This window comes from Geodermatophilus sabuli (genome assembly GCF_010686765.1).
In the GTDB taxonomy this organism is placed as follows: domain Bacteria; phylum Actinomycetota; class Actinomycetes; order Mycobacteriales; family Geodermatophilaceae; genus Geodermatophilus; species Geodermatophilus sabuli_A.
Genome location: NZ_JAAGWF010000023.1, coordinates 61,154 through 78,107, shown reverse-complemented (window position 1 = coordinate 78,107; position 16,954 = coordinate 61,154). Strand labels below are relative to the sequence as shown.

Sequence of the window (16,954 nt, the reverse complement as noted above, 5' to 3'; positions counted from 1 at the left end):
TGGCGCCGTGACCGACGACCAGCCCGAGCGGTCGCTCTTCGCCGGGGGCGGTGAGACCGGCCGCGCGATGGCCGAGCGCGACTGGACGGCGACGGCACTCGGGCCGGCGGGGACGTGGCCCTCCGCCCTGCGGCACACGATCCGGATCCTGCTGACGTCCCGCTTCGCCATGTGGGCCGGCTGGGGGCCGGAGCTCAGCTTCCTCTACAACGACGCCTACCGGCACGACACGTTGCAGGCCAAGCACCCCTGGGCGCTCGGCCGGCCCGCCTCCGAGGTCTGGGCAGAGATCTGGCCCGACATCGCCCCGCGCGTCCAGGCGGTCCTCGACACCGGCGTCGCGACGTGGGACGAGGACCTGCTGCTCTTCCTGCAGCGCAACGGCTACTCCGAGGAGACGTACCACACGTTCTCCTACAGCCCCCTGCCCGACGACGACGGCCGGACCGCGGGCCTGTTCTGCGTGGTGACCGAGACCACCGACAGCGTCGTCGGCGAGCGGCGGATGACCACGCTGCGCGACCTGGCGGCGGCCGTGGGCGCGGTCCGCACCGAGGCGGACGTGCTCACCGCCGTCCGCGCGCAGCTGGCCCGCAACCCGGCCGACCTGCCGTTCAGCGCCACCTACCTCCTCGACGGCGAGGGGGACGCCCGGCTGGGCTGCGCCACGGGTGTCGAGCCGGGGTCCGCGGTGCTGCCGTCGGTCCTGGCCCCGGACGGCGCCACGGACGAGTCGCTGCGGCGGGCCCTGGCTGGCGAGCACGTCCTCGCGGAGCTCGACGGCCGCATCCCCGACCTGCCGACCGGCGCCTGGGGCCAGCCACCGGTGCAGGCGGTCGCACTGCCGATCGTCTCCGGGGCGCAGGGGCGCGGCCCGGTGGCCGGCTTCCTCGTGGTCGGGCTGAACCCGCACCGCCGGTACGACGACGGCTACCGCGGCTTCCTGGAGCTGGTGGCCAACCAGATCTCCTCCGCCCTGTCCAGCGCCGCCAGTCACGAGGCCGAGCGGCAGCGGGCCGAGGCGCTGGCGGAGCTCGACCGGGCCAAGACCGACTTCTTCAGCAACGTCAGCCACGAGTTCCGGACGCCGCTGACGCTCATCGCCGGCCCGGTCGCCGAGCTGCGCGCCGCACCCGCCCTCGCTGCCGACCCCCGGATCCGGGAGGAGCTGGAGGTGATCGAGCGGAACACCCAGCGGCTGGGCAAGCTGGTCAACACCCTCCTGGACTTCTCCCGCATCCAGGCCGGCCGGATCGAGGCCCGCTTCGAGCCGGTCGACCTCGCCGAGACGACGGCCGAGCTGGCCAGCGTGTTCCGGTCGGCGGTCGCCCGCGCCGGCCTGCAGTTCACCGTCGACTGCCCGCCGCTCGGGGAACCCGTGCACGTCGACCGCGACATGTGGGAGAAGGTCGTCCTCAACCTGCTCTCCAACGCGCTGAAGTTCACCTTCGCCGGGGGCATCACCGTGCGGCTGGGCCGGGTCGGTGCGGCGGTGGAACTGACCGTGAGCGACACCGGGACCGGCATCCCGGCCGAGGAGCTGCCCCGGCTGTTCGAGCGGTTCCACCGGGTGGTCGACGCCCGGAGCCGCTCCGGCGAGGGCAGCGGCATCGGTCTGGCGATGGTGCGCGAGCTGGTCGACCTGCACGGCGGCACCATCGACGTCGACAGCGCCCCCGGCGTCGGCACCGCGTTCACGGTCACCCTGCCCGTCGGCACCGCGCACCTGCCGGCCGATCGGCTCGCCGACGCCGCGACGGCGGCGCCGGCCGTCTCCGCCGCCGCCGTCCCGTTCGTCACCGAGGCGCTGCGCTGGCTGCACGCCCCCGAGGCCCAGGCCGAGGCACCGGCTCCGGCCGCCGCCCCCGGGTCGCCCGGCCGCGTGCTGGTCGCCGACGACAACGCCGACATGCGCGGGTACCTCCAGCGCCTGCTCTCCCCCCGCTACGACGTCCGCACCGTCCCCGACGGCCGCCAGGCGCTGGACTCGGCGGTGGCCGACCCGCCCGACCTCGTCGTCAGCGACGTGATGATGCCCGGGCTGGACGGCATGCAGTTGCTGGCCGCCCTCCGCGACGACCCCCGGACCGCGCGCATCCCGGTGCTGCTGCTGTCGGCCCGCGCCGGCGAGGACGCCGCGGTCGAGGGTCTGGCCGCCGGAGCCGACGACTACCTGGTCAAGCCGTTCTCCGCGCAGGAGCTGCTCGCCCGCGTCGGCGCGCACCTGCACCTGGGCCGCGCCCGCCGCGCCGCGGAGGAACGGTTCACCGCCATGGCCGACCTCGCGCCGGCCTTCATCTGGGTGGCCGACGCCGCCGGACGGCGGGTGTTCGTCAACCGCGCCTGGACGACCTACACCGGCCGGCCGCAGCGGGACGAGCTCGACGCGGGCTGGGCCGACCGGGTGCACCCCGAGGACCGCGACCGCTACGCCGCCGTCGTGGCCGAGGCCCGGGCGCGGCACGTGGGCTGGGAGGTCGAGTTCCGGCTCCTGCGCAGCGACGGCGCCTACCACTGGCTGCTGGAGCGCGCGGCCCCGATCGGCGCGGGGGACTCCTTCGCCGGGCACGTCGGCAGCTGCACCGACGTGAACGCCCGGATCCAGGAGACCGAACGGCAGACCCTCCTGGCCGACGTGGGCGCGGTCCTGGACGGCGAGACCACCGTCGACGGCCAGCTCGGCGCCCTCGTCCGCCTCGTCGTCGACCGCCGGATGGCCGAGTTCTGCACGGTGCGGCTCGTCGGGGAGGACGGCGGCCTGCGCTGGGCGGGCATCGCCGCCCTGGACGGGCAGACCGAGGAGGCGCTCGCCGGGCTGGACCCCGACGTGGGCGTCGGCCCGGAGGTGGTGGCGACCGGGCGGTCCGCCGTGCACCGGACGCTCGCCGGGGCGACCGGCCTCGGTCCCGACCACCCGGCGGTCGCGCCGCCGCTCGCGGTCGCCTCGGTCCTCGCCCTCCCGCTGACCGTCCGCGGGCGGGTGCTCGCCGTCCTGACGCTGGGCCGTCGGGCGGACGCGCCGCCCTACACCGACGACGACCGGGCGCTCGGCGAGGAGATCGCCGTCCGGGTGGCCCTGGCCGTCGACAACGCCCTGCTGCTCGCCGACGAGCGGGCGGCGGCCCACCGGCTGGCCCTCCTGCAGCGGGCGACCGCCGAGCTGTCGGCCGCCACCACGCCGGTCGAGGTCGCCGAGGTCGCCGCCGGCCACATCAACGCGCTGACCGGCCCCGACAGCCGGGTGGCGGTGTACGAGCTCGACGCGTCCCACCGCGCCCTGGCCGCGCTGACCATCAGCGGCGGCAGCGAGGAGGGGCGCGCGCGCTGGAGCAGCCTGCCGCTGTCGGCCCCGCTGGTCGCGACGACCGCGGTGGTCGAGCGCCGTCCGGTCTGGGTCCAGGACGTGACCGCGCTCCCCCCGGACGAGCGCGAGCTCCCCGCCGAGCTGGCCGCGGCGGTGCAGTCCTACGGACTGGCCGCGAACGTCGGGCTCCCGCTGGTGGTCGCCGGCCGCGTGGTGGGGGTCATCGCCGTCGCCTGGCCCACGGTGCAGCGGTTCACCCCGACCGAGCGCGGCATGCTGCTCGCCGTCGCCGAGCAGTGCGCCCAGGCCCTCGACCGCGCGCGGCTGTACCGCTCCGAGCGGGGGATCGCCGAGACGCTCCAGCTGAGCCTGCTGCCGGCCCAGCTGCCACGGCTGGAGCGGCTCGCCCTCGCCGCGCACTACCTCCCCGGTGCCGAGGGCAGCCAGGCCGGTGGTGACTGGTACGACGTCGTGGAGCTCGAGGGCGACCGGGTGGCCATCGCGGTGGGCGACGTCGTCGGCCAGGGCCCGGCCGCCGCCGCCGTCATGGGCCAGCTGCGCAGCGCGCTGTCCACCGCCCTGCTGAACGGCTGCGGACCGGCCGAGTCCCTGGAGCTGCTCGACCGGTTCGCCGCCCGCCTGCCCGGGGCGCTGGCCTCGACCGCCGCCTGCCTGGTCATCGACGTCGGTGCCGGCACGGTCCGCTGGGCGCGGGCGGGGCACCCGCCGCCGCTGCTGGTCACCGCCGAGGGCGGCCGGCTGCTCGAGACCGGCGGCTCCGGCACCGTGCTCGGCGTGGCCGGCCGCCGGCCCTTCACCGAGGGCACGGCGGACGTCCCACCCGGCACGACCCTGCTGCTCTACACCGACGGCCTGGTCGAGCGACGCGGCGAGCTGCTCGACGTCGGGATCGAACGCGTTCGCGTCGCCGCCGCCCGGCACGCCGCGGCCCCTCCGGGCCGGCTGACCGAGCAGCTGCTCGCCGAGGTGCTGGCCGACGCCGACCAGCCCGACGACGTCGCCGTGATCGCCGCCCGCCTGCTGCCGCCGCCGCTCGGCGAGCGGCTGCCCGCCGACCCGGGCCGGCTGGCCGGCGTCCGCCGACGGGTGACGGCCTGGGCCGCGGCGGCCGGCCTGCCCGCCGACACGGCGGAGGACCTGCAGCTGGCTCTGGGGGAGGCCCTGGCGAACGCGGTCGAGCACGCCTTCGCGGGGGGAACGGGAGCCGGCGAGTGCTCCTACCGGCTCGCGCCGGACGGCGACGGCGCGGTGCGCGTGGAGGTCCGGGACACCGGCGTCTGGCGGCCGCCGCCGGAGGACCGCGGCCACCGGGGGCGCGGCCTGGAGATGATCAGCGCACTGGGCGCCGACGTCACGGTGAGCCACGAGGACGGCGCCGGCACCGCCGTCCGCTTCCGGCTGGTGCCCCCACCCGTCGGCCCGGGTGCGCCGGCACCGCGGCCGGCGCCACGGCTGGGGGACGGCGGCCCGGCCCGGCTGCTCGTGCACGAGGACGCCGACGGGTTGCGACTGGAGGTCACGGGCGAGGTCGACCTGGGCACGGCCGGTCCGGTGCGCGACCAGGTGCTCGCCCGCCTCGCCGAACTGCCGGCGGGGACGCCGGTGCTGCTGGACCTGCGGCCGACGACGTACCTGGCCAGTGCCGGGGTCGGGATGGTGCTGCAGGCCCTCGCCCGCGCGGAGGAGGCCGGTCTGGCGTTGCAGGTGTGCACGGAGCGCGGCACGCCCCCCGCGCGCATACTCGGCTGGGCCGGAGTGGGGGGACAGGTGGTCGAGGAGCCGCCGTCCGCGTGACGACGCGCACACCGCGCCCTGCGGGACCGGGGAGGGCCCGCGTGGCCCAGAATGGCGGATCAGTCGGCCGGGCAGCCCCGGCCATCGAGAGGGCGGGGCCGGTGGAGTCAGCGGAGCGCGGGGACGGCGCGCCGACGTCGGCTCCCCCGGACCGCCGCCCCGTCGCTGCCGGTCGGTTCCGGCACGCCGCTGCGGTCGTGACGTCCGACGCCGAGCTGCTGGCCGTGGCACTGCCGTTCCTGCAGGCCGGGGTGCGGGCGGGGGACCTGGTCGCGATGACCTGCCCGCCGGACGTCGTGGAGCTGGTCTGCGCCGAGCTCGGGGAGGCCGGACCGGGCGTCGAGGCGGACACCGCCCTGAGCCTGCTGGGCGCGCGGGCCCCCGACGTCCTCAGCTCCGCCCGGCGGTTCGTGCAGCGCGCGGAGGAGGCGCCGAGCGGCCGGCTGCGGGTGCTGTCCGTGGTGGACTTCGGCGATCGGCCGGCCGGCTGGCGCGAGGGCCTGCGCTACGAGTCGGCCAGCAACCGGCTGCTGCAGGACGACGCCGTCACGTCGGTGTGCGTCTACGACCGCCGTCGGCTGGTCCCGGAGGTGGTGGCCAGCGCGGGTTCGACCCACCCGGAGCTGGTCCAGGGCCACGCGCTGGTGCCGAGCCCGGCGTTCCGGGATCCCCTGGACTACATCCCGGCGCTGCCGTGGCCGCGGGACCCGGTCGAGGACACGCCCCCGGCCCTGGTCGTGGGTGCGGCGGCCTCGCTGGCCGGCCTACGGCACGCGATCGGTGCGGTGCTCGCCGAGCGGGTGCCCGACCGCGACCAGCGGGAGGACCTGCACCTGGCGACCAGCGAGGTCGCGGCCAACGCGTTCCGACACGGCCGGCCCCCCGTCTCGGCCCGGCTGTGGACCGACGGCAGCCAGATGGTCTGCGCCATCACCGACGCCGGCCGGCAGTTCGGGGACCCGCTGGCCGGCTTCCGTCCTGCCCACGGCGACGACCTCAGCCGCGGCGGGATGGGGTTGTGGCTGGCCCGCAAGCTCTGGGACTCCGTCGATCTGCTGCCCGGGGCGGACGGGCTGACCGTCCGGTTGAGCACGCGGCTGCGCTGACCGGTACGCACTCCTTGACGGCCGGTTACCTCACTGCTGAGGTAACCGGGTGATCGTGGTGACGGCGGCGGCGGGGCAGACCGGCACCGCCGTGGTCCGCGCCCTGCGGAGTCGCGGCGAGACGGTGCGAGCGGTCGTCTCCCGGCGGGAGCCGCGGCCGGAGCTGGTCGCGCTGGGCGCCGAGGTGGCCGTCGCCGAGCTGACCCAACCGCTGCCCTGGTCCGACGTGCTGACCGGCGCCGACGCGCTGTACCTGATCTGGCCGAACTTCGACCCCGACGAGGCCGACGGCGCGCGGGCGCTGTTCGGCGAGGCACGCCGGGCGGGCGTACCGCGGGTGGTCTACCACTCGGTGCTGCGGCCGCAGGCCCGCGCCATGCCCCACCACGCGGCCAAGGACCGTGCCGAGGAGGCCCTCGACGCAGCGGGCCTGGCCTGGCGGGTGCTGCAGCCGTGCGCGTACGCGCAGAACCTCGACGACCAGCTCGCCGACGTCGCGGCGACCGGCCGGCTGCGCAGCCCGTGGGGCCTGCGCACCGGTCAGTCCCTGGTCGACCTGGCCGACGTCGCCGAGGCCGCCGCGGTGCTGCTCACCGAGGACGGCCTGGACGGCGGCACCTTCGAGGCGGCCGGGCCCGAGCCGCTGTCCGCGCCCCGGCTGGCCGAGCTGATCGGGGCGCGGCTGGGGCGGGACGTGACCGCCGAGGACGTCCTGCCGCGCGGGGAGGTGCCGGCCTCGTACGCCGCCCGCTGCCGCCGGCTGATGTTCGACCACTACCGGGCGCACGGGTTCGCCGGGAGCCCGCGGGTGCTCACCGCGCTGCTCGGCCGGCCGCCGCGGGGGTACCCCGAGCACCTCGCCGGGCTGGAGCTCCCGTGACGGCGCCGGAGGACGCCGTCGACCTGATCCTGGCGCAGTGGGCCCGTGAGCGGCCCGACCTGGACTGCAGCCCCATGGGGGTCATCGGCCGGATCACCCAGCTGCAGCGCGAGGTCCACCTCGCCCAGCGGGAGACCTTCGCCCGGCACGGTCTGGACGCGCCGTCCTTCGACGTGCTGGCCGCGCTCCGCCGGGCCGGGGCGCCCTACCAGCTCACCCCGACGGCTCTCATGCGCACGGCCCTGGTCACCTCCGGCGCCATCACCCAGCGGCTGGACCGGCTGGAGGAGAAGGGGCTGATCACCCGGACGCGCAGCGAGGCCGACGGGCGGGCGGTGGTCGTCACGCTGACCCCGTCGGGCCGCGCGGCCCTCGACGCAGCCCTCCCCGACCACCTGGAGACCGAGCGGCGGCTGCTCGAGGCGCTGCCCGGCGCGGACAGGGACCGGCTCGCCGACCTGCTGCGCCGGCTGCTGGTCGCCCTGGGCCGGGTGCCGCAGGAACCCTGATCAGATCCCGGGGACGTCGCCGGGCTCGAGGTCCGGGCGGATCCGCACGTAGCGCAGCGGATGCCGGAACACGCCGGCCTGCAGGGCGGCGTCCGCGCTGACCTCGACGACGACCTCGGGCGCCACCCGGGTCAGGGACACCGAGAGCCGGCCGCCGCCGAAGCGGCCGGTGCCGATCCGGTCGGGCCACGGGTGGTCGGCCGGAGCGGGGCGCAGGACGGCGGCCAGTTCCGCGGACTGCGCCGGGGACAGCGGGCTGCTGCGCCCCACGACCACCAGCTCGCCGTCCCGGTAGCGCCCGGCCACGAGCTGGCCGGGCCGCTCGATCGGGCCGATGACGCCGCCGGCGACCACCTCGGTGGTCTCCCACGACTTGACCTTCACCCACTCCCGGCGACCCGGCGCGTACCGGGTGCCGGCGCCCTTGGCGACCAGCCCCTCGACGCCCGCGGGCCGGTAGTCGGTGGACCACTGCCGGGCCTCCGCCGGGTCGGTGGTCGCGGGCGAGAGCTGCATCGGCGGGGCCCAGCGGCCGGCCAGCTCGGCGAGGGCGGCCCGCCGCTCCCGCAGGGGGCGGCCGCGCAGGTCCCGGCCCCCCAGCGCGAGCAGGTCGAAGGCCACGTAGGACGCCGGCGAGGCGGCGACCAGCGGCCCCAGCCGGCCGGGGGCGGTGACCATGCGCCGCTGCAGCAGCCCGAAGTCCAGCCGTGCGCCGTTCCAGACGACGACCTCGCCGTCGACCACCGTGCCGGCGGGCACCTGGGCGAGCGCGGCGGCGACGACGTCGGGGAACCGGGCGCTGAGGTCGCGGCCCTGCTTGGACCAGACCCGGGTGCTGCTCCCGGTGCGGACGACGACCAGCCGGTAGCCGTCCCACTTGGGCTCGTAGAGGACGCCGCCGGGCAGCGCGTCGGGCCGTGGCAGGTCGCGCACCGGCTTGGCCAGCGCCACCGCGACCGGCCCGGCCAGCTCGGGCGGCACGTCGGGCAACCCGGGTACGGACAGCGGCACGCCGGACAGCCTGCGGGGTCGCCGCCCTCCGCGCAGGCGGCTGAGCTGCCGCTTCACCCTTTCGTGGCAGGTCGCCACGCTCCGCGAGGACGCCGGGCGGGGGCACGTCCCCGGCCCCGGGGTCAAGTCACGATCGGGTCACCGGTGTCACCCTGGAGGAGATGACGGAGCGCAAGCCACCGGGGATGTCGTTCGGCAGCTGGGTGGAGATGCAGATCGGTCGCGCCCAGGCCCGGGGCGACTTCGACGACCTGGCCGGCGCGGGGCAGCCACTCCCGCGTCCGGCCCGGGAGGAGACGGCCTACGACTGGGCGGTGGCCAAGGCGCGCCGCGAGGGCGTGGACACCGGCGCGATGCTGCCGCCCGGCCTGGCGCTGCGGCGGGAGCGGGACGAGCTGCCGTCCCGGGCGGCGGTGCTGGAGTCGGAGGCCGCCGTCCGTGCCCTGGCGGAGGACTACAACGCCCGGGTCGAGGCCTTCTGGCGTCGTCCGCAGGAGAGCCGCTGGGCGCCGGTGCCGGGCCTGGCCGACGTCGACGCGCTGGTCGAGCACTGGCGGGTCACGCGGCCGCCGCCGGCCCCCGTCGTGGAGCCGCCCGCAGCGCCGCCGTCCCGCGGTCGCTGGTGGCGCCGCGGTGGATGATCACGGCATGCGATTCGTGCTGGAGGTCGACCTGGACGCCGGCGCCCTGGCCGGTGCCGACCGGGCCGCGGAGCTGGGCCGGATCCTGCGCTACTGGGGTGGCAGCATGACGCAGGTACCCCTGGAGGCCGGTGCGCGCCAGGAGCTCTACGACAGCGCGTACCGCGCGGTCGGGGAGTGGCGGGTCGAGCCGACCTGACCGGGGGCGCGTGCGGCGCCGGGGGGCTCAGTCGTCCCCGGACTGCTGGCGCGCCTCCAGCTCGCGGGTGGCCATGCCCCCGTGGCCGCCCTCGTCGTACTGGCCCGGGCGCAGGTTGTTCGGCTCCTGCTGGTCCTCGGGCGGGCTGTCCTGCTGCGGTTCGGTCATGCCCCGAGCTTCCTACGCGTTCCGGCGGCGCACCATCTCGGTGATCCAGACGGGCGCGAACGGGGACGTGCAGTTGGGCGGGGTCGGGTGGTCCTCGAGCACCCGGAGGCGCTCGCCGATCTCGATCGCGCGGGCGCGGTGCCCGGCGTGCTCGATGCCGATCTGGGCCAGGCAGTGGTTCATCGCCCACTGCAGGCGGTCCGGGGCGTCGCTCATCTCGGCCTCGATGACGTCGAGCAGGCCGGCGAGGTCGAGGCCCTCGGGGTCCTTCGCGACGCGCTCGGTGGTCAGCGCCCAGCCGGCGCTCGCGACCACCGGGTCCGGGTCGGCGGTCCAGGCCACGCGGAGCTCGTCGGCGTGCGGGTTCCTCTTCACCACGTAGTTCACGAGCCAGTCGTGCACCTTGGGCGTGCGTGCCTCCCGCAGCATGGCGTCCAGCTCGTCGCGCTCGAACGCCTTCGGGCGGCAGATCAGCAGCGCGAGCAGCCTGGCCGCGGTGTCACCGGTGTCCCAGAGCCGGCGGGCGAGGTCCTGCTGCGTCTTCAGCCGCTTGGCGATCGCGCGGAGCTGACCGAGGTTCACCCCGTGGTCGTCACCGTGCCGCTCGTTGACCTCGCGTGCCCTCGGGTCCTCGAGCGCGGCCAGCTCGGCCATCACCTCGTCCACCGTGGGCCCGGCGAGTGTCATGCCGGCCATCAGACCACGTCGAACTCGTTGAACGCCGCCCCGCCGGACAGCGTCGCGTAGCCGGGGCCGCGGTCGAAGAACGGCTCCTCGCCCGTGCGGGCGTCGCGGAGCCGCTGGCGCAGCTGCTCGGTCGCCACCTCGTCCGCCGTGCCGTCGTCCCGGACGACCACGCCGTAGTCCTCGCGGGCGCCGGCGACCGACACCTTGCGCCAGGCGATGTCGCGCAGCACCTCCTCGACGGGGCGGTCCAGCGGGTCGCCCCAGCCTCCGCCGCCCGTCGTCCGGATGCGCACGACGGTGCCGGCCCTCAGCGGCTCGGCGTCGGCCAGGGCGTCGACCTCGTGCTCGTCCGGGCCGCCGGGGTCGACGGTGATCTGGAACGGCTTGCCGGCCTTGCCGCCCTTGACGCCCCAGCAGGCGAGGATCGAGCGGTCGGCGATCGACATGAAGTGCGCGTCGCGCAGCACCCGGATGTGCTTCTCGTAGCCGCAGCCCCCGCGATGGCGCCCGGCGCCGCCGGAGTCCATCGCGAGGCCGAGCCGCTCGACCCGCAGCGGGAAGCGCGACTCGGTGAACTCCGTCGGCAGGTTCCGGGAGTCCGGGACGACGTGGATGGTGTCCTCGCCGTCGGCGTAGTACCGCCCGCCCGAGCCGCCGCCGAGCACCTCCCGCATCAGGTACGGCTCGCCGTCGGCGTCGGTCCCGTAGACGCCGGTGTAGCGGATCGTCTCCTGGTCCGCGGGCATCCGGCCGCCGGTGGCCTTGGCCAGCACACCGGCCAGGACGCCCAGCAGCCGGAGGATCACGAACGTCCGGGCGTTCGTGGGCGCCGGGAAGACCGGGGTCAGCAGGGTGCCCTTCTCGGGGAACCGCATCTCGATCAGCGGGACGACGCCCTCGTTGACGTCGAGCTGGGCCATGCGCTCCGGCGTCTCGGCCAGGTTGCGCAGGATCGGCGCCAGCCACTTCTTGAGGAAGTTCCCGTCGGCGTAGTCGCCGCAGTGGTTGATGGGTCCCTTCGCCTGCGGACCGGTGCCCGTGAAGTCGATGACCAGGGGGACGTCCTTCGAGGAGTCCATGGTCAGCGTGATCCGCTGGCGGTGCAGCTGCGGCTCCTCGACGCCGTCGTGCTCGGCGTAGTCCTCCCAGACGTAGCTGCCGTCGGGGATCTGGCTCAGGATCTCGCGCCGGTAGACCTCGGTGGAGTTGGACAGGATCGCCTCGAAACAGGCCTCGACCGCGGCGACGCCGTACCGGTCGAAGAGCTCGCCCAGCCGGCGCGCACCCGCGAGGCAGGCGGAGCACTCGGCGTCCAGGTCCGCGGCCAGCGAGTCGGGCATCCGCGAGTTGCGGGTCATGATCTTCAGCGCGCTCTCGTTCGGCACGCCGCGGTCCCACAGCTTGATGGGGGGGACCATCAGGCCCTCCTCGTACACGCTGGTCGCCGCGCTCGGCATGGACCCGGGGACGGCGCCGCCGATGTCGTCGTGGTGACCGAAGGCCTGGATGAAGGCGACGACCTTGGGCTCGCCGGTCTCGGCGCTCGCCGCGAACACCGGCACCGTCACGCACAGGTCGGGCAGGTGGCCGATGCCGCCTTCGGACAGGTAGACGTCGTTGTGGAAGTAGACGTCGCCGACGTTCATCGTCTCGATCGGGTAGTCGCGCACCACCGGGTGCACGAGCGCCGAGTACGAGCGGCCGGTGAGCTTGCGCAGCTGCCGGTCGTGGATGCCGGCGCGGAAGTCGTGCGCGTCGCGGATCATCGGCGACCGCGAGGTGCGGCCGATGGAGGTCTCGACCTCCTTCTCGATCGCGGCGAGCGTGCCCGCGACGATCTCGACGAGCACCGGGTCGGCGTCCACCGTGCCGTTCGACGGGCCGAAGTGGCCACTCCGGCCCTGAACGGCGGTCATCGCGCGTCCTCCTTGGTGAGCAGCAGGTTCCCGTGGGTGTCGACGGTGACCGCGAAGCCGGGGTGCACCGGGACGGTGGAGCCGAACTCCTCGATGATCGCCGGGCCGCTGACCACGTCGCCGGGCGCCAGGCGGGGCCGGTCGTAGGTGGGCGTGTCCACCCAGTCGTCGAAGAACACGCGACGCGAACCCGTGACGGCCCGGTCCGTCCCGCCCTCGCGCCCGGGCAGCTCCACGACGTCGGGACGGCGGATCGGCCCGATCCCGCTCACCCGGAGGTTCACCCACTCGACCGCCTGGCGCGGGTCGGTGGCGAAGTCGTAGCCGTAGAGCTGCCGGTGCGCGGCGTGGAAGGCCTGGGCAACCGCTTCTGAGCCCTCGGCGTCCAGTTGGCCGTCGGGCACCGGCACCCGCACCTCGAAGGCCTGACCCACGTAGCGCAGGTCCGCCGTCCGCTGCATGCGCTGCTGGTCGCGGGCGAAGCCCTCGCCGTCCAGCGCCGTCTGGGCCTGGCCCTCGAGGTCGGCGAACACCGACCGCACCCGCGCCAGGTCCAGGTCGACGTGCTTGGAGACGACGGTCTGCACGTAGTCGTTGCGGACGTCGACGGTGAGCAGTCCGAACGCGCTGACGTTGCCCGGGTTCGGCGGCACCAGCGTGCGGGGCAGGTTGAGGATGTCCATCAGCCGGCAGGCCAGCAGCGAGCCGGAGCCGCCGAAGGTCGTGAGCGTGAAGTCGCGGACGTCGAGGCCCTTGGCGACGGTGACCTGGCGCAGCGCGTTGGCCTGGTTCCAGGCGGAGATCTCCAGGATCCCGCTCGCGGTGCGCTCGAGGTCCATGTCGAGCTTCGCGCCGAGCTGCTGCAGACCCTCCCGTGCGGCGTCGGCCGACAGCGGGATCTCACCACCCAGCAGGTGCGGGGGGATCCGGCCGAGGACGACGTGGGCGTCGGTGACGGTGGGCTGGTCGCCGCCGTCCGGGTAGCAGATGGGACCCGGATCGGCGCCGGCCGACTGGGGGCCGACCTTGAGCGTGCCCTCGGGGGAGAGCCAGGCGATCGAGCCGCCACCGGCGCCGACGGTGACGACGTCGATCATCGGGATCTTGCTCGGGTAGTCGCCGACCGAGCCCTCGGTGGTGAGCGCCGGCTCGCCGTCGATGACCACGGTGACGTCGGTGGAGGTGCCGCCGCCGTCGCAGGTGAGCACCCGGTCGAACCCGGCGGTCCCGGCGATCAGCGCGGCGCCCAGGGCTCCGGCGGCCGGCCCGGACAGCATCGTGGTGATCGGCTGGTGCACGACCTCGCCGGCCGAGAGGACGCCACCGTTGCTCTTCATCACGTAGAACGGCACACCGGGGGCGATCTCGTCGAGCCGGGTGCGGATGTTGGTGACGTAGGCGGCGACCTTCGGCTTCACCGCGGCGTCGACCAGCGTGGTGACCGACCGCTCGTACTCGCGGTACTCGCGCAGCACCTCCGAGCTGATGCTCACCACGGCGCCGGGGTGCTCCTCGCGGAGCACCGCGAGCATCCGGCGCTCGTGGGCGTCGTCGGCGTAGGCGTGCAGGAAGCAGACGCCGATCGTCGAGATGCCCGCCTCGCGGAAGAAGCGGGCGGCCGCGCGGGCGTCGTCCTCGTCGAAGGGGCGGACCTCCGCGCCGTGGTGGTCGAGCCGTCCGCGCACGGTGCGCACCAGGTCGGCCGGCACGATCCGCGGCGGCTTGACCCAGAAGTAGCTGTTGCCGTAGCCGTCGGGCACCGACTGCCGGGCGATCTCGAGCACCGACTCGTAGCCCTCGGTGGTGACGAAGCCGATGCGGTCGAGCTTGCCCTCGAGCAACTGGTTGGTCGCGACCGTGGTCCCGTGGCTGACGGCGGTGACCGCCTCGCCGGGGAGGTCCAGGAGGCCGAGCACCTTGCGGACGCCGGTGAGGAAGCCCTCGGCCGGGTCGGCCGGGGTGGACGGCGTCTTGGTGGTGGTGGTCTGCCCGGTCTGCTCGTCCACCGCGACGACGTCGGTGAACGTCCCCCCGGTGTCGATGCCGATCCGGACCCGGCGCGCGCTCATGAGCGGATACCTTAGTGCTGAGGTATCCGCTCGGGAAGCCGCGGCGCGGTCAGGCGGGCTCGACCCCGCCGGCCGCCGAGCCGGTGGGCCCGTCGTGGTCGACGTCGTCCTGTCCGGGGGCGACGGCCGGGCGCTCGACGTCCTCGTCCCCGCCGGGCACGGTGTCCTCCACCCCGTCCCGCAGCGCGTCGTCGGGGGCCAGGAAGGCGTCGTCGGGGCCGGTCATGGCCACTCCTCGGGTCGGCGGGGCGGGACGGGCGGCACGGCCTGCGGAGGGCCGTGCGCCGACAGCATGGCCCCGCTCCCCGGTCGCTGTCGCGCCGGGACCGATCCCCCCGAGGTCGCGGCAGCGCTCAGCGCCCGCGGGACGGCGGCCGGCCGATGCCGAAGGCGTAGAGGACGGCCAGGACGGCGCCCGGCGGACCGGCGACGTACAACCACCAGGGGTGGACGAACTGGCCGGTGGCCAGTGAGACGGTGCCCCAGACGACGAGGTTGATCGCCACGGCGCAGGCCCAGATGATGGTCAGCACCCGCATGGCCGTGCCGGCGTCGTCGCGGGCGTAGACCTCCCACGGAGCGGGGGGCGGCGGCGGAGGCGGGGGCTGCGGCAGGTCGGCGGTCACCCGCACCAGCTCGCCGCGGGTCTTCGCGGCCCAGACGGTCTGCACCCGGGTGTCGAACTCGTGCAGGTCCAGCTGGCCCTCGCCGACCGCCCGGCGCAGCCGTTCCTGCACGACCGCCCGCTCGGCGTCGGACACCCGCATGTCGTCGGGGCGCACGGCATCGGTCACTGCTGGATCGTCGCACCGCGGGCCGTCGGGAGGGGGGTGCGCCGCGGCGAGCGGCCAGGACCCACACCTCCCCTCGACGCGCGCCGGTGTGACCCCCGCCATAGCCTGGCCGCCGGGTGCCGACGAGGGCCCCCGCGGACGAGGAGCGCAGCCCATGACGACCGAGGCCCGCACCGCAGGGACGAGCCGGACGGCGGTCCGCCCCCGCCGCCGCTGGGGGACGGCGGCCCTCGCCCTGGCCACCGGAGCCGTCACCGCGGCCACCCTGGCGCCGACCGCGGCTGCCGCCACGACGCCCACCGGCTGCGCGGACCTGGTGGGCACCGAGGTCCCCGCCGACGCGATCGGGCTGCCGACGTCGGGCGCGGTGGTCGACTCGGCCACCGTGGTGCCGGCCGCGGCGCCACTGCCGGAGTACTGCGACGTCCGGTTCACCATCCGCCGCGTGGACCCCGACGCCCCGGACGTCTCCGCCCGCGTCAACCTGCCCACGGACTGGAACGGCCGCGGGATGCACTTCGGCGGCGGCGGCTACAACGGCGTCGTCCCGGAGGCGACCGGGAACGCGCCGTCGGCTCCCCCGGACACGCCACCCCCGCTGGCCCGCGGCTACGCCACCTTCGCCAGCGACTCCGGGCACACCGGGGGGAACGCCACCTTCGCGCTCAACGAGGAGGCGCTGGTCAACTTCGGCTACGCCGCGCTGAAGAAGACCCGGGACGTCGCCGGTGCGCTCATCCGCGCGCGGTACGGCACCGACCCGCACCACACCTACTTCGTCGGCAGCTCCCAGGGCGGCCGGGAGGGGCTCACCGTCGCGCAGCGGTTCCCCGACGACTACGACGGTGTCCTCAGCCGGGTGCCGGTGGTGCCGTTCACCGCACTGCAGCTGGCGGGCAACCGGGTCGGCGCGGCCGTGGCCGCCGGCGGCTGGATGAACGCCGCGGAGATCCAGACGCTCACCGACGCCACGTTCGCCGCCTGCGACCCGCGTGACGGCGTGCAGGACGGACTGATCGCCCGGTACCCCGACTGCGACCCCGACCCGGCGCAGCTGCTCTGCCCGCCCGACGTCGACCCCGCCACCAGCGACACCTGCCTGTCCGCGGCGCAGGTGGACCTGGTGCGCACCGTCCGGTCCGACCTGGAGCTCGACGTCCACCTGGCCAACGGCGTCCGGTCCTACCCAGGGTGGCCGGCCGGCCACGAGGCGCTGTCCTGGCCGTTCTGGATCACCGGCGCGGCGCCGCTGCCCGAGACACAGGCACCGGGTGCCGTGCAGCCCGGCGGGGCACCGTTCCCCGGCACCAGCGCGGTCGCCAACTTCGGCGCCCAGTGGGTGCGCTACGCGATCGCCCAGGACCCCGACCTGGACACCCGCACCTTCGACCCGGACGACCCGCGGTGGCGTGAGCGCATCCGTGAGGTGTCGGAGATCGTCGACTCGACCGATCCGGACCTGTCGGCGTTCCGCGCCCGCGGCGGGAAGCTGATCATGCAGGAGCACTTCGGCGACTACGCGCAGAGCGGCTTCGCCGGCGCCCGCTACTTCGAGTCCGTCGTCGACGAGCTCGGCCGCCGGAGGACCGCCGACTTCGCGCGGCTCTACGTCTCGCCCGGCGCCGACCACGGCGGCCAGGGTGCGCCGTCGCTGGTCGACTGGGTGAGCCTGCTCGAGACCTGGGTGGAGGACGGCGAGGCGCCCCGGCGGGTCGTCCAGAGCGGCACGGTGGGGACCGTCGCCCGGACGCTGCCCGCCTGCCAGTACCCGGAGTGGCCCCGCTACCGCGGCGGCCCCGTGGAGGAGGCGGCCAGCTACCGCTGCACCGGTTCGCACGGGCACCACCGCTGACCG

At 75.6% G+C, this 16,954-nt stretch carries 14 protein-coding genes; 7 read left to right on the top strand and 7 right to left on the bottom strand.

The window, feature by feature from the left end:
* Window positions 1–7 precede the first annotated feature (7 nt).
* Genes GCU56_RS19625 through GCU56_RS19610 form a run of 4 tightly spaced genes read left to right on the top strand, consistent with a single transcriptional unit; the run spans window position 8 to window position 7,614 of the window.
* On the top strand, window positions 8–5,119 hold the full coding sequence (locus GCU56_RS19625) for a SpoIIE family protein phosphatase (RefSeq protein WP_163483453.1): 5,112 nt from the start codon (window positions 8–10) through the stop codon (window positions 5,117–5,119).
* A complete protein-coding gene (locus GCU56_RS19620; protein WP_345771956.1) occupies window positions 5,032–6,225 on the top strand; it encodes a sensor histidine kinase in 1,194 nt (397 codons plus the stop codon). The genes GCU56_RS19625 and GCU56_RS19620 overlap by 88 nt, the downstream gene beginning before the upstream one ends.
* A 49-nt stretch (window positions 6,226–6,274) precedes the next feature.
* On the top strand, window positions 6,275–7,105 hold the full coding sequence (locus GCU56_RS19615; RefSeq protein WP_163483450.1) for an NmrA family NAD(P)-binding protein: 831 nt from the start codon (window positions 6,275–6,277) through the stop codon (window positions 7,103–7,105).
* Window positions 7,102–7,614 carry a MarR family transcriptional regulator gene (locus GCU56_RS19610; RefSeq protein ID WP_163483449.1) on the top strand — a complete coding sequence of 171 codons (513 nt, stop codon included), beginning with the start codon at window positions 7,102–7,104 and terminating at the stop codon, window positions 7,612–7,614. The genes GCU56_RS19615 and GCU56_RS19610 overlap by 4 nt, the downstream gene beginning before the upstream one ends.
* Here GCU56_RS19610 and GCU56_RS19605 read toward each other — a convergent pair whose 3' ends face one another.
* Window positions 7,615–8,625, bottom strand: a complete 1,011-nt coding sequence (locus GCU56_RS19605; RefSeq protein WP_163483448.1) for an ATP-dependent DNA ligase — start codon at window positions 8,623–8,625, stop codon at window positions 7,615–7,617.
* Window positions 8,626–8,786: 161 nt separating this feature from the next.
* Between GCU56_RS19605 and GCU56_RS19600 the strand changes: the two genes are divergently transcribed.
* Complete coding sequence (locus tag GCU56_RS19600) at window positions 8,787–9,266, top strand: J-domain-containing protein (protein ID WP_163483446.1); 480 nt, start codon at window positions 8,787–8,789, stop codon at window positions 9,264–9,266.
* Between the two features lie 7 nt (window positions 9,267–9,273).
* Window positions 9,274–9,465 carry a hypothetical protein gene (locus GCU56_RS19595; RefSeq protein WP_163483445.1) on the top strand — a complete coding sequence of 64 codons (192 nt, stop codon included), beginning with the start codon at window positions 9,274–9,276 and terminating at the stop codon, window positions 9,463–9,465.
* Between the two features lie 27 nt (window positions 9,466–9,492).
* Here the strand turns inward: GCU56_RS19595 and GCU56_RS23560 are convergent, their stop codons facing one another.
* The 6 genes from GCU56_RS23560 to GCU56_RS19570 all read right to left on the bottom strand — a co-directional run bounded on the left by GCU56_RS23560 (window position 9,493) and on the right by GCU56_RS19570 (window position 15,099).
* Window positions 9,493–9,633 (bottom strand): hypothetical protein, encoded by a 141-nt coding sequence (locus GCU56_RS23560; RefSeq protein WP_204332473.1) that lies wholly within the window; start codon window positions 9,631–9,633, stop codon window positions 9,493–9,495.
* Window positions 9,634–9,645: 12 nt separating this feature from the next.
* Entirely contained in the window at window positions 9,646–10,320 is a 675-nt protein-coding gene (locus GCU56_RS19590; protein WP_239522568.1) for a DNA alkylation repair protein, read from the bottom strand.
* An 8-nt stretch (window positions 10,321–10,328) separates the two neighbouring features.
* Complete coding sequence (locus tag GCU56_RS19585; protein ID WP_163483442.1) at window positions 10,329–12,236, bottom strand: hydantoinase B/oxoprolinase family protein; 1,908 nt, start codon at window positions 12,234–12,236, stop codon at window positions 10,329–10,331.
* On the bottom strand, window positions 12,233–14,305 hold the full coding sequence (locus GCU56_RS19580) for a hydantoinase/oxoprolinase family protein (RefSeq protein ID WP_163483441.1): 2,073 nt from the start codon (window positions 14,303–14,305) through the stop codon (window positions 12,233–12,235). The genes GCU56_RS19585 and GCU56_RS19580 overlap by 4 nt, the downstream gene beginning before the upstream one ends.
* 49 nt (window positions 14,306–14,354) lie before the next feature.
* A complete protein-coding gene (locus GCU56_RS19575; protein ID WP_163483440.1) occupies window positions 14,355–14,531 on the bottom strand; it encodes a hypothetical protein in 177 nt (58 codons plus the stop codon).
* Window positions 14,532–14,658: 127 nt separating this feature from the next.
* Window positions 14,659–15,099: a DUF1707 domain-containing protein gene (locus tag GCU56_RS19570; protein WP_163483438.1), complete on the bottom strand. Its 441-nt coding sequence runs from the start codon at window positions 15,097–15,099 to the stop codon at window positions 14,659–14,661.
* A 154-nt stretch (window positions 15,100–15,253) separates the two neighbouring features.
* Between GCU56_RS19570 and GCU56_RS19565 the strand changes: the two genes are divergently transcribed.
* Complete coding sequence (locus tag GCU56_RS19565) at window positions 15,254–16,951, top strand: tannase/feruloyl esterase family alpha/beta hydrolase (RefSeq protein ID WP_163483436.1); 1,698 nt, start codon at window positions 15,254–15,256, stop codon at window positions 16,949–16,951.
* Window positions 16,952–16,954: the final 3 nt, after the last annotated feature.